This is a genomic window from Nocardia sp. NPDC050712, assembly GCF_040654295.1.
Classification (GTDB): domain Bacteria; phylum Actinomycetota; class Actinomycetes; order Mycobacteriales; family Mycobacteriaceae; genus Nocardia.
Genome location: NZ_JBFAHT010000001.1, coordinates 1,644,842 through 1,657,867, shown reverse-complemented (window position 1 = coordinate 1,657,867; position 13,026 = coordinate 1,644,842). Strand labels below are relative to the sequence as shown.

The 13,026-nt window shown below is 68.9% G+C and carries 12 protein-coding genes; all 12 read right to left on the bottom strand.

Going from position 1 to position 13,026, the window contains the following annotated elements; all coding sequences use genetic code 11:
• Positions 1-82: 82 nt before the first annotated feature.
• Positions 83-1,309, bottom strand: coding sequence for a bifunctional phosphopantothenoylcysteine decarboxylase/phosphopantothenate--cysteine ligase CoaBC (gene coaBC / locus AB0H76_RS07965; RefSeq protein WP_357318964.1), 1,227 nt, complete (start codon positions 1,307-1,309; stop codon positions 83-85).
• A gap of 44 nt (positions 1,310-1,353) precedes the next feature.
• Positions 1,354-1,629 (bottom strand): DNA-directed RNA polymerase subunit omega, encoded by a 276-nt coding sequence (rpoZ, locus tag AB0H76_RS07960; protein WP_357318961.1) that lies wholly within the window; start codon positions 1,627-1,629, stop codon positions 1,354-1,356.
• 78 nt (positions 1,630-1,707) lie between these two features.
• Complete coding sequence (gmk, locus tag AB0H76_RS07955; RefSeq protein WP_357318958.1) at positions 1,708-2,289, bottom strand: guanylate kinase; 582 nt, start codon at positions 2,287-2,289, stop codon at positions 1,708-1,710.
• A gap of 8 nt (positions 2,290-2,297) precedes the next feature.
• The gene (gene mihF / locus AB0H76_RS07950; protein ID WP_194813993.1) at positions 2,298-2,621 is read right to left on the bottom strand and encodes an integration host factor, actinobacterial type; all 324 of its coding nucleotides are present in this window, start codon (positions 2,619-2,621) and stop codon (positions 2,298-2,300) included.
• A gap of 507 nt (positions 2,622-3,128) precedes the next feature.
• The gene (gene pyrF, locus AB0H76_RS07945) at positions 3,129-3,953 is read right to left on the bottom strand and encodes an orotidine-5'-phosphate decarboxylase (protein ID WP_357318955.1); all 825 of its coding nucleotides are present in this window, start codon (positions 3,951-3,953) and stop codon (positions 3,129-3,131) included.
• Between the two features lie 120 nt (positions 3,954-4,073).
• Entirely contained in the window at positions 4,074-7,406 is a 3,333-nt protein-coding gene (gene carB / locus AB0H76_RS07940; protein ID WP_357318952.1) for a carbamoyl-phosphate synthase large subunit, read from the bottom strand.
• The gene (carA, locus tag AB0H76_RS07935) at positions 7,406-8,524 is read right to left on the bottom strand and encodes a glutamine-hydrolyzing carbamoyl-phosphate synthase small subunit (RefSeq protein ID WP_357318949.1); all 1,119 of its coding nucleotides are present in this window, start codon (positions 8,522-8,524) and stop codon (positions 7,406-7,408) included. The genes carB and carA overlap by 1 nt, the downstream gene beginning before the upstream one ends.
• Entirely contained in the window at positions 8,521-9,015 is a 495-nt protein-coding gene (locus AB0H76_RS07930) for a transporter (protein WP_357318946.1), read from the bottom strand. The genes carA and AB0H76_RS07930 overlap by 4 nt, the downstream gene beginning before the upstream one ends.
• Positions 9,016-10,329, bottom strand: a complete 1,314-nt coding sequence (locus AB0H76_RS07925; protein ID WP_357318944.1) for a dihydroorotase — start codon at positions 10,327-10,329, stop codon at positions 9,016-9,018.
• Positions 10,326-11,282: an aspartate carbamoyltransferase catalytic subunit gene (locus AB0H76_RS07920; protein ID WP_357318941.1), complete on the bottom strand. Its 957-nt coding sequence runs from the start codon at positions 11,280-11,282 to the stop codon at positions 10,326-10,328. The genes AB0H76_RS07925 and AB0H76_RS07920 overlap by 4 nt, the downstream gene beginning before the upstream one ends.
• On the bottom strand, positions 11,279-11,908 hold the full coding sequence (gene pyrR / locus AB0H76_RS07915) for a bifunctional pyr operon transcriptional regulator/uracil phosphoribosyltransferase PyrR (RefSeq protein ID WP_357318939.1): 630 nt from the start codon (positions 11,906-11,908) through the stop codon (positions 11,279-11,281). Before pyrR ends, AB0H76_RS07920 begins: the two co-directional genes overlap by 4 nt.
• Positions 11,909-12,374: 466 nt before the next feature.
• A complete protein-coding gene (locus AB0H76_RS07910) occupies positions 12,375-12,953 on the bottom strand; it encodes a helix-turn-helix domain-containing protein (RefSeq protein WP_357318936.1) in 579 nt (192 codons plus the stop codon).
• Positions 12,954-13,026: the final 73 nt, after the last annotated feature.

Below are 13,026 nucleotides of genomic sequence, written 5' to 3'. Positions count from 1 at the left end.
GGGAGTCGCAACATCGACACCGCTTGCGACTGCTTGTCAGGTCGCTCGAAAGGGTCGGCTGGTATCTCGACAGCATCCGGACCTACTTCCGCAGCAACGGGCCGAGGGCGTCGAGCACCCGGCTCGCCAGCAGCGCCTTGGATCCGTGGTCGAGAGCCTGTTCCGTGCCATCGGCGCCGAGCAGCCAGCCGTCGTTGGTGTCCACCTCGAACGCCTTGCCCTCGCCGACGGCGTTGACCACGAGCAGGTCGCAGCCCTTGCGCGCCAGTTTGGCGCGGGCGTGGGTGAGCACGTCGCCGTGCTCGTCACCCGTTTCGGCCGCGAAGCCGACGATGGCGGTATCGGTCAGCTGACCGTCGCGCCGGGCCTGCACCAGACCGGCCAGGATGTCCTCGGTCTTGGTGAGGTTGATGACGTCGGGTTCGCCGGCGCCCTTCTTGATCTTCGCCGCGGCCACGCTGGTGGGCCGGAAATCGGCCACCGCAGCCGCCATGATGACGGCGTCGGCGCCGACGGCGTGCTTGTCCACGGCGGTCTTGAGCTGGTCGGCGGTGGTGACGTGCACGAGTTCGACGGCCGCGGGGGCCGCCATCTCGATGGTGTTGCCCGCGATCAGGGTCACCTGGGCGCCGCGCTGCGCGGCGACGCGAGCGAGCGCGTAGCCCTGCTTGCCGGAGCTGCGGTTGCCGAGGAAGCGCACCGGGTCCAGCGGTTCCCGGGTGCCGCCCGCGGTGATGACCACGCGGCGGCCCTCGAGATCACGCGGAATCGCGTCGGGGCGTTCCTGCAGCAGCGCGGCGAGGGCGAAGATCTCCTCGGGCTCGGGCAGCCGCCCGGCGCCGGTGTCGGCGCCGGTGAGCCGCCCGTGCGCGGGCTCCATCACGATCGCGCCGTGCTTGCGCAGGGTTTCGACATTGGCCTGCGTCGCGGGGTGCTCCCACATCTCGGTGTGCATCGCGGGGGCGAAGAGCACCGGGCAGCGGGCGGTCAGCAGGGTGGCCGTGAGCAGATCGTCGGCGCGGCCTTGCGCGGCGCGGGCCATCAGGTCGGCGGTGGCCGGGGCGATGACCACGAGGTCGGCCTCCTGGCCCAGCCGCACGTGCGGCACCTCGGGCACGTCGGAGAACACATCGGTGTGCACCGGGTTCCCGGACAGCGCCTCGAAGGTGGCCTTGCCGACGAACTCCAGCGCCGAGGCGGTGGGGATGACCCGGACCTGATGTCCGGTCTCGGTGAATCGCCGGACCAGCGCGCACGCTTTGTACGCGGCGATCCCGCCGCCGACTCCGACGACGATGCGTGTGCTCACTGCCCCTCCGGCTGACTGATCAACGGACACGATCTACTGGGAGACTATTCGCCTTCGGAGTGCTCGAGCAGATCGGAGTGGATCTCGCGCATCGCGACCGAGAGCGGCTTCTCCTGCAAACCCGGCTCGACCAGCGGGCCGACGTACTCGAGGATGCCGTCACCGAGCTGGTTGTAGTAGTCGTTGATCTGACGCGCGCGCTTGGCCGCGTAGATGACCAGGGCGTACTTGGACGACGTGCGCTCGAGCAGCTCGTCGATCGGGGGGTTGGTCAGGCCGATCGGGGTGTCGTACGCGGGCACAGTCTTGATGTCGCTCACTGAGGAGGCTCCTGGGAGTCGGGTGGTGGGCAGTGCATTTCTTACCAGCACGGCGGACGATTCGAAGGCGGGGCGCGCCTATCTCGAATTTGTGCTAACGAACAAGGATACCAACTGCTCGCAGGCGCTGGTCACCTCGTCGTTCACGATGACGATGTCGAACTCGTCACAGGCCGCCATTTCGGTCCGCGCCGTGGTCAGCCGGCGTTCGATGACCTCGGGTGTCTCGGTGCCACGCGACACCAGCCGGGAGACCAACTCATCCCAGCTCGGCGGGGCCAAGAACACCAACGTAGCTTCGGGAATCGCGGTACGTACCGACCGCGCGCCCTCGAGGTCTACCTCGACGAGCACGGGCAGTCCCGCGGTCATGGCCTCCCGAACCGGGGCCGCCGGGGTGCCCGAGCGCTGCAACCCGCCATGGATGTCTGCCCATTCGAGCAGTTCGCCCGCCTCGATCATGGCGTCGAACTCGTCTCGGGACACGAACCGGTAGTCGCGCCCGTCGACCTCCCCGGGCCGGGGGGCCCGGGTAGTCGCGGACACACTGAAGACCAGTTGCGGCAGACGTTCCCGCACGCACCGCACGACCGTCGACTTGCCAACGGCCGAGGGGCCGACCAGTACAACCAGTCGACCCTTCCGCGTGTGTTCGATCACCCTGGTAATCAGGAGGCGTCGAAGTCGAATCGCGTCAGCAGCGCCTTGCGCTGCCGGTCGCCCAGCCCGCGCAGACGCCGCGTGGGGGCGATCTCCAGCTCGCTCATGATCTCGGCAGCCTTGACCTTGCCAACCTTCGGCAGGGCCTCGAGCAGAGCCGACACCTTCATCTTGCCGAGAATCTCATCGGTCTCGGCATCCTTGAGGACGCTCTTCAGGTCGGTGCCACCGCGCTTCAAGCGCTCCTTGAGCTCCGCCCGAGCGCGGCGAGCGGCAGCCGCCTTCTCCAAAGCAGCGGCGCGCTGCTCGTCAGTCAGCTGGGGAAGGGCCACGGTTCCTCCGTCTCATCGTTTATTGCATCAACCCTGCCAGTAACCCGGCAGTCTCAGCGACCGTACCCACGTCCGCCCACGATTGCGAACCCACCCCCCAGGTCAGCGCATGATTCGCCGATGTCGTAAGGGTGTGCGCGCGTGGATGCGAAGGACGCCCCGGTCACGCTGGCGATCTTGTTCGGGGTGTCGCGAAAGGTGTTGGGACCAGCCAGTTTTCGCTAATCGCGCAGGTTAGCCGGATAGTTGCGACCACCTGTTACATCCGCGTAGCAAACCGTCACGCGCGCGACCAGGAAGTTTCTCGAATTTTTCCGCGTGTCGTCGCTTTTGTCCGCGTGTCGGATCGAACACATGTCCACGGGACGCGATCTATCGCACAGGCTCGGCGCGCCCTCCGCGGCCGGCTGGGCGCGGCCGGGAGCTCCCGACAGGAAAACCCTGTGCCGCACCCGGAACGCGTTCTGGGTGCGGCACAGGGGCCGGTACGGGGGCACTGCGGCGGGGTTACCCGCGCAGGAACGCGAAGTCCTCCTGCAGGGCGCTCACCTTGGCGCGCAGCGCCGCCACGGTCGGTCCGTCGCTCAGGACTTCCCGGGAGACATTCGGCACCACCAGCGGCAGCACCGATTCCGGCACCAGTGCCCGGATCGACTCCGCGCCGCCGCCCTGCGCGCCCACGCCGGGCATCAGGATCGGGCCGCCGAGCGCCGACAGGTCCGGCGCCTCGGTGAGCGTCGCGCCGACAACCACACCGACGGAACCGAATTCCTGCCCCGCGTTGCGCGCGGCGCACTCGTCGACGATGGTCTGGGCGATCGTGCGCCCGTCCGCGCCGGTCGCCCGCTGTACCTGCGCCCCTTCGGGATTGGAGGTCGCGGCCAGCACGAACAGCCCGCGGCCGTTGCGCTCGGCCAGCTCCAGAGCCGGTGCCAGCGAACCGAATCCGAGATACGGCGAGACCGTCAGCGAGTCGGTGCCCAGCGGGCCGTCACCGAGCCAGCCGCGGGCGTAGGCGTCCATGGTGGAGCCGATATCGCCGCGCTTGGCGTCGGCCAGCACCAGGGTGCCCGCGGCGCGCAGATCGGCGATGGCGTGCTCGAGCACCGCGAGGCCACCCGAGCCGTAGGCCTCGAAGAACGCCACCTGCGGCTTGACCAGGGCGACCGTACCGACGAAGGCGTCCACGCAGAGCTCGGTGAACTTCGCGAGGCCGGCCACGTCGTCGGTCAGGCCCCAGGACTTCAGCAGCGGCGGGTGCGGGTCGATCCCGACACACACCGGCCCGAACTGCCGCATAGCGTGTTGCAAGCGCATGCCGAACGACGTCACCGCGAACCTCCTGTATTCACCTTCGATACCAACCCTCCCCGCACGGAGGGAGTCTTACGACCTACCGTTCGAGACATCGGTGGGCCGCAAACACGCAGCGCCGCAGGCGCTGCCAATACTTCAGCCTCGCAGCTTGGAGTGCAGCTCCTGCAGGGAGCGCACGCCGATGCCGCCGTTGATCTCGGCCTCGATGCCCTGCACGGCCGCGGCCGCACCCTGCACCGTGGTGATGCACGGGATGTTCGCACCCACCGCGGCGGTGCGGATCTCGTAGCCGTCCACGCGCGGGCCCGAATTGCCGTACGGGGTGTTGAACACCATGTCGACATCGCCGTCGCGGATCATCTCCACGATGGTGGCCTGGTCGGCCGGGCCCTCCTCGGAGTGCTTGCGCACCTGCTCGCACGGAATGCCGTTGCGGCGCAGCATCTCCGCGGTGCCCTCGGTGGCCAGGATGCGGAAGCCCAGGTCGTGCAGGCGCTTGACCGGGAACACCATGGCGCGCTTGTCGCGGTTGGCGATGGAGACGAACACCGAGCCCTCGGTGGGCAGCGAACCGTAGGCCGCGGCCTGCGATTTCGCGAAGGCGGTGCCGAAGTCGGCGTCGATGCCCATGACCTCGCCGGTGGACTTCATCTCCGGCGACAGCAGCGAATCCACGCCGCTGCCGTCGGCCCGACGGAAGCGATGGAAGGGCAGCACGGCTTCCTTCACCGCGACCGGCGCGTCGAACGGGACGTGCCCGCCGTCGCCTTCCGGCGGCAGCATGCCCTCGGCGCGGAGTTCGGCGATGGTGGCGCCCATGGTGATTCGCGCCGCCGCCTTGGCCAGCGGCACCGCGGTCGCCTTGGAGACGAACGGAACCGTCCGGCTGGCACGGGGATTGGCCTCGAGCACGTAGAGCACGTCGTCCTTGAGCGCGTACTGCACGTTGAGCAGGCCCTTGACGCCGATGCCCTTGGCCAGCGCCACGGTGGAGCGGCGCACCGCCTCGATATCGCTGCGGCCCAGGGTGATCGGGGGCAGTGCGCACGCGGAGTCACCGGAGTGGATACCGGCCTCCTCGATGTGCTCCATCACGCCGCCGAGGTAGACCTCGGTGCCGTCGCACAGCGCGTCGACGTCGATCTCGATGGCGTCCTCGAGGAACCGGTCGATCAGCACCGGGCGATCCGGGCTGATCTCGGTGGCGCGGGAGATGTAGCCCTCGAGCGACTTCTCGTCGTAGACGATCTCCATGCCGCGGCCGCCCAGCACGTAGGACGGGCGCACCAGCACCGGGTAGCCGATCGTGTTGGCGATCTTCTTGGCCTGCGGGAAGGTGGTGGCCGTGCCGTACTTGGGCGCGGGCAGACCCGCGGCCACCAGCACGTCACCGAACTCGCCGCGGTCCTCGGCCAGGTCGATGGCGGCGGCGCTGGTACCGACCACCGGGACGCCGGCGTCGGTCAGGCGCTGCGCCAGGCCCAGCGGGGTCTGGCCGCCGAGCTGGACGATGACGCCCACGACCGTGCCGGACTCGCATTCCGCGTGGTAGACCTCGAGCACGTCCTCGAAGGTGAGCGGCTCGAAGTAGAGGCGGTCGGCGGTGTCGTAGTCGGTGGAGACGGTCTCCGGGTTGCAGTTGACCATGACGGTCTCGTAGCCGGCCTCCGACAACGTCAGCGCGGCGTGCACGCAGGAGTAGTCGAACTCGATGCCCTGCCCGATGCGGTTCGGGCCCGAGCCCAGGATCAGCACCTTGTCGCGCTCGGTCTGCGGCGCCACCTCGGACTCCGCGGCGGGATCGAGCTCGTAGGCCGAGTAGTGGTACGGGGTCTTGGCCTCGAACTCGGCGGCGCAGGTGTCGACGGTCTTGTAGACCGGGCGCACGCCCAGCCGGTGGCGCAGCACGCGCACGCCGGTCTCGCCGGCCAATTCCGGTCGCAGCGCGGCCAATTGGCGGTCGGAGAGGCCGTAGTGCTTGGCGGTACGCAGCAGGTCCTCGTCGAGCACGGGTGCTTCGAGGATCTCCTGGCGCAGCTCCACCAGGCCCGCGACCTCGGCGACGAACCACGGGTCGATACCGGAGGCCTTGGCGACCTCCTCGATGCTCGCGCCGTAGCGGAGCGCGCGTTCGACCTGGTAGATCCGGCCTTCGATCGGGGTACGCAGGTCCTCGAGGATCTTCTCGATCGCGCCGCGCACATCACCGTCGACCGGCGCCCACGGGCCGTCTTCCTGGGTCCAGAAACCCGCGGCCTTGGTCTCGAGCGAGCGCAGCACCTTGCCCAGCGCCTCGGAGAAGTTGCGGCCAAGCGACATCGCCTCGCCGACCGACTTCATCGTGGTGGTCAGGGTGGCGTCGGCGCCCGGGAACTTCTCGAACGCGAACCGCGGCGCCTTGACGACCACGTAGTCCAGCGTGGGCTCGAAGCAGGCGGGGGTTTCCTTGGTGATGTCGTTGACGATCTCGTCCAGCGTGTAGCCGATGGCCAGCTTCGCCGCGATCTTGGCGATCGGGAAGCCGGTCGCCTTGGAGGCCAGCGCGGAGGAACGCGAGACGCGCGGGTTCATCTCGATGACGATCAGGCGGCCGTCGGCCGGATCCACCGCGAACTGGATGTTGCAGCCGCCCGTGTCGACGCCGACCTCGCGCAGGATGGCGATGCCGAGATCGCGCATCTTCTGGTATTCGCGGTCGGTCAGGGTCATCGCCGGGGCGACGGTGACCGAGTCACCGGTGTGCACGCCCATCGGGTCGACGTTCTCGATCGAGCAGACGATGACCACGTTGTCGGCGCGGTCGCGCATGAGCTCGAGCTCGAATTCCTTCCAGCCCAGGATGGATTCCTCGATCAGCACGTTCGCGGTGGGCGAGGCGGCCAGGCCGCCGCCGGCGATGCGATCGAGATCCTCGTGGTTGTAGGCCATGCCCGAGCCCAGGCCGCCCATCGTGAACGACGGGCGCACGACGACCGGGAAGCCCAGTTCCGCAACGGTTTCCCGGACCTCGGCCATGGTGAAGCAGACCTTGGAGCGCGCGGATTCGCCGCCCACCTTGGCGACGATGTCCTTGAACTTCTGCCGGTCCTCGCCACGCTGGATGGCCTCGAAGTCCGCGCCGATCAGCTCGACGTTGTACTTCTCCAGGATGCCGTTCTCATGCAGGGCGACAGCGCAATTGAGCGCCGTCTGACCGCCCAGCGTCGCCAGGATCGCGTCCGGGCGCTCCTTGGCGATGACCTTCTCGACGAACTCCCAGGTGATCGGCTCGACATAGGTCGAATCGGCGAACTCCGGGTCGGTCATGATGGTCGCCGGGTTCGAGTTGACCAGCGACACGCGCAGGCCCTCGGACTTCAGCACCCGGCAGGCCTGGGTGCCGGAATAGTCGAACTCGCAGGCCTGGCCGATGACGATCGGGCCCGAGCCGATCACCAGGATGTGCTCGAGATCCTCGCGGCGGGGCATCAGGCTCCTTCCATGAGACCGGCGAAACGGTCGAAGAGATAAGCGGCGTCGTGGGGGCCGGCGGCGGCCTCCGGGTGGTACTGCACCGAGAACGCGCGGCCGTCGACCAGCTGCACGCCCTCGACGGTGCCGTCGTTGGCGCAGATGTGGCTGACCTCGGCCTTGCCGAACGGGGTGTCGAACTGCTCGCCCCGCTCGCCCTCCAGGGCGAAGCCGTGGTTCTGCGCGGTGATCGAGATGCGGCCGGTGCCGTGCTCGACGACCGGGATGTTGATGCCGCGGTGGCCGAACTTCATCTTGTAGGTCTTGCGGCCCAGCGCCCGGCCCAGGATCTGGTTGCCGAAGCAGATGCCGAACAGCGGCAGGCCCTCCGACAGCACGCCCTGGGTGAGCGCGACCGCGCCGTCCTGGGTGGCCGGGTCGCCCGGGCCGTTGGACAGGAAGACACCGTCCGGGTCGAGTTCCTTGATCTGGTCCAGGGTGACGTTGGACGGGACCACGTGCACCCGCATGCCGCGCTCGGCGAACATGCGCGGGGTGTTGGTCTTGATGCCCAGGTCGACCGCGACCACGGTGAAGCGCGCCTCGCCGACCGGGTCGATGGTGTAGATCTCGTTGGTGCTGACCTCGTCGGCCAGGTCCGCGCCCAGCATCGAGGGCTGATTGGTGACCCGCGAGACCAGCTGATCGTCACCGGCCAGCGCGGGACCGGAGAAGATGCCCGCCTTCATCGAACCGCGGGTGCGCAGGTGGCGGACCAGGGCCCGGGTGTCCACACCCGCGATGCCGACCACATCCTGCCGCTGCATTTCCTCGGGCAGCGTGGTGGTGGCGCGCCAGTTGGACGCGCGCCGCGCCGGGTCGCGCACGACGTAGCCGGCCACCCAGATCTTGCCGGACTCGTCGTCCTCGTCGTTCCAGCCGGTATTGCCGATCTGCGGGGCCGCGGCCACCACGATCTGGCGGTGGTAGCTGGGATCGGTCAGGGTCTCCTGGTAGCCGGTCATCGCGGTGCAGAACACCGCCTCGCCCAGGGTCTCGCCCACCGCGCCGTAGGCCGTGCCGCGGAACACGCGGCCGTCCTCCAGCACGAGAGCGGCTGCTTCTGTCTTCGTCACTCGTCGTCTCCCGTCAACTTCTGTGCCCACGCCGGATACACCGTCTTGTCGTCACCTCGGAAACCGGTATCTATCTCGGTTCCGGTCGGCAGCTTCCAGCGAATGACCAGCACGCCATCCTGTGTCATTACCTTGCCCGCGTGACCGCGCTCGGTCCGCACGGTGGTGATGGACTCCTGCGGAATCCAGAGCACCGTGGCGCCGTCGCGTTCGAGCAGGATTCCCTTCTCGAACCTGGTCAGTTCCGCGGTGGCGCGGAACCCCAGGTCGCCGACCGCGATCCGGTCCTGCCAGCTGGGCGCGAAGGTGCTGCCCAGGTAGAGACCGGTGGTCGGCTCCAGCACTTGCGCGCCGAGTTCGGCGGGCACCTGCGGCAGCTCACCGATGCGTTCGGCCTGCCGCGCCGCCCGGTTCTTCCAGCTCCGGTACATCAGCCACAGGCACAGCGCGAACAGTGCCAGCAGACCGACGACCCACAGCGTTCTTTCCATCTAGCGCACTGCCTTCCCATCACGAGCCGTTACCCGGCCGCGCAGCATCGTCGCCGTCACCTTCGCCGGGAACGTCATGTCCTCGAACGGCGTATTGGCGGAGATGCTGGCGAGTTCCTTCGCCCGCACCGTCCAGCTCGCGTCCGCGTCGACCAGGGTGAGGTTGGCGGGCTCGCCGACCTCGATCGGGCGGCCGTGCTCGTCGAGGCCGACGATCGCGGCGGGCTTCTCGCTCAGCACCCGCGCCACGCCGCGCCAGTCCAGCAGGCCCGGCTCGACCATGGTCTGCACGATGATCGACAGCGCCGTCTCCAGGCCGAGCATGCCGGGCCGGGCCACCGCGAACTCGCAGCACTTGTCCTGCTCGGCGTGCGGGGCGTGGTCGGTGGCGACGCAGTCGATGATGCCCTCGGCCAGGGCCTGGCGCAGCGCGGCGGCGTCGGAGGCCTCGCGCAGCGGCGGGTTGACCTTGTTGACCGCGTCGTAGGTCTCCAGGCGCGAGTCGTCCAGCAGCAGATGGTGCGGGGTGACCTCGGCGGTGATCGAAATACCTTGCGACTTGGCCCATTTGACCAGCTCCACGGTGCCAGCGGTGGAAGCGTGGCAGATGTGCACGCGGGCCTGGGCGTCCCGGGCGAGCAGCGCGTCGCGGGCCACGATGGACTCCTCGGCGGCGCGCGGCCAGCCGGCCAGGCCCAGCTTGGCGGCATTCGGGCCCTCGTGCGCCACCGCGCCCGCGGTGAGCCGGGGCTCCTCGGCGTGCTGGGCGATGAGCACGCCCAGCGAGGTCGCGTACTCCAGGGCGCGGCGCATGATCAGCGGATCGTCGACGCAGTGGCCGTCGTCGGAGAACATCCGGACCGCGCCGACACCCGCGGCCATGGTGCCCATCTCGGCGAGCTGCTTGCCCTGCAGGCCCACGGTGACCGCGCCGACCGGGTAGACATCGACCAGGCCGACCTCCTGGCCGCGCCGCCACACGTGGTCGGTGACCACGTGGGAATCGGCGACCGGGTTGGTGTTGGCCATCGCGAAGACCGCGGTGTAGCCACCGAGCGCCGCCGCGGCCGAACCGGTTTCGATGGTCTCGGTGTCCTCGCGGCCCGGCTCGCGCAGATGCGTGTGCAGGTCGACGAAGCCGGGCAGCAGGATCTGCCCCTGCGCGTCGATGATCTCGGCGTCTTCGGAAGCGGCTACGCCGGAACCGATCTCGGCGATGACACCGTCGCGGACCAGCACGTCGACCGGGTCGCCTTCGCCGTACGGGCGGACACCCTTCAGTACCAGTTCCACGGGTTCACCTTTCTTTGTCATGCGACCGCCTCCTGGGTGCCGACCAGTAAGCGGAACAGCACCGCCATGCGCAGGTGCACACCGTTGGTGACCTGCTGCAGGATCGCGGCGCGAGCCGAATCCGCAACGGCGGGCGCGATTTCCATACCGCGCAGCATCGGACCCGGATGCAGGACCACGGTGTGGTCGTCGAGCATCGCCATCCGGCGCTCGGACAGGCCGTAGTGCACCGCGTACTCGCGCGGCGAGGGGAAGAAGCCGCCGTTCATCCGCTCCTGCTGCACCCGCAGCATCATCACCGCGTCGGCGCCGGGCAGTTCGGCGTCCAGGGAGTTCGCGACCCGGCAGGGCCAGGCCTCCACGCCGATCGGCAGCAGGGTGCGCGGGGCGACCAGCGTGACCTCGGCGCCGAGGGTGGCGAGCAGGAAGACATTCGAGCGGGCGACCCGGCTGTGCAGGATGTCGCCGACGATGACGACCCGCTTGCCCTCGATGTCACCGAGACGCTGGCGCAGGGTGAGCGCGTCGAGCAGGGCCTGGGTCGGGTGCTCGTGCATGCCGTCGCCGGCGTTGATGATCGCCGGGCCCTGACGGTTTTCCTGGGCCGCCCAGGCATCCATCCAGCGCGCGATCTGATGGGCGGCGCCCGAGGCCGGATGCCGCACGATCAGCGCGTCGGCACCGGCCGCGTGCAGGGTCAGGGCGGTATCGCGCAGCGATTCACCCTTGGAGACCGAGGAGGAGCTGGCACTGACGTTGATCACGTCGGCGCTCATCCACTTGCCCGCGACCTCGAAGGACACGCGAGTGCGGGTGGAGTTCTCGTAGAAGACCGTCATCACGGTGCGGCCGCGCAGGGTCGGCAGCTTGTGCACCTCGCGGCCCAGCAGCGCCTGCTCGAAGCGCTCGGCTTCGTCGAGCAGTTCGACCGCGGCGGCGCGATTCAGGTGGGTGACGCTCAGCAGATGCTTCACGCCTCATCCTCCTGATGCAGGTAGACGCCGTCACGACCGTCGTGTTCGGCGAGCAGTACGGAAATGTCCTCCGAGCGGGAGGTGGGAACGTTCTTGCCGACGAAGTCCGCGCGGATCGGGAGCTCGCGGTGGCCGCGGTCGATCAGCACCGCCAGTTGCACCGAGCGGGGACGGCCCAGATCGCGCAGGCCGTCCAGGGCGGAGCGGACGGTGCGGCCGGAGAACAGGACGTCGTCGACGAGCACCACCAGCGCGTCCTCGATGCCGCCCTCGGGCACGGAGGTGCGCTCCAGCGGGCGATGCGGACGGGTCCGCAGATCGTCGCGGTAGAGGGTGATGTCGAGCGAGCCCAGCGCCGGGCGGACACCGGAGAATTCCTCGATCTTCTCGGTCAGCCGGGCGGCCAGGGTGGTGCCGCGGGTCGGGATTCCGATCAGCACCACCCGCGGGTGGGCCGGATCGTCGGAATCCAGGGCGGTCTTCTCGATGATCTGATGCGCGATGCGCGCGATGGTCCGGCTGACATCGGACGGTGACAGCAGCTCACGCCCCGCCGCCACCCACTCCGGGGTATGCCTCTGCGATTGCTCGCCGGACTTGGCGACCCGATCTCCGGGCACAGCCATGCCGACCTCCTTCCCCGCCTCACTGAACGGTCCGTTAAAGGATGTCTTACGGCTAGCAGCCTAACAGCGCCTCGAACCGGGCTTCCACCAGGCATATCCCGTGTGAGCGGCACCACGCGCGCGCCTGTGAGCCGGGCCACGCGGCGGCGCGCACCGGCTCCCGGCGCCCGCTTGCCGACCGCTAGCTCGCGCCTCGGCAAACCGACCCGCGAGTTCCCTTGCGCTACACAACCATCCGGTCACCGAGATTCCCCTCCGGTTAGCCCGGGTCGCGCGCTAACATTGCGCGTCGTTCACACGCAGGATGGGATGAGATGGATTTCTTGGCATTGATCTTCGGTTTCTTCGCCTACAACCCGGACCCCGGCATCTTCTGATCCGGGTGGGGCCGCGGGCGCCAACCCGCCCGCGGTCTCCCTTCCGGCACGACACTTCTCGCCGCGCGGATCTCCCCGGCGATGTTCGATCACCCACCTGTCCGGAGCACGGATTCGACCAGTTCGCGGACCGCGGACAGCAACCGGTCGCCGGCACCGGCTCGGACCAGGTTCGGGACCAATTCACTGCCCAGCGGGGCCAGCAGGAGCGCGCCGACGGTTTCGGCGTCGAGGTCGGGGCGGGCTTCGCGGAGCAGGGCGGTGATATGCGCGGCCCAGAAGCCGTGGAATTCCTCGCGTTCGGGGTGCGGCGGGACGACCTGATACGCGACGAACAGTTCGACATTGTCGATGACCACGCGGGTCATCGCCTCGAAGTAGGCCAGTAGGCGCTCGGCGGCAGGCGCCCCGGGGCCGAGCGGGGGCGGGCCGTTGGTGACGGCGTCCATCAAGGTGCGAGCGGGCTCGGCCACGAGTTCGTGCAGCAGCCCCGCCCGGCTGCCGAACCGATGAAAAATGGTGCCCTTGCCGACGCCCGCGGCGGCCGCGACCCGGTCCATGGTGATGGCCTCGGCCCCGTGTTCGGCGAGCAAAGCCCTGGTCGCGTCCAGGATGGCGCGCCGATTGCGTGCGGCGTCGGCCCGTTCCTTGGGGTGCCCTTCGGACATCTCACCCGCTTCCTTCAACAACATTGAGCCACAGGGGCATTGACAAGTTGACCGACGGTCCATAACGTCGGAC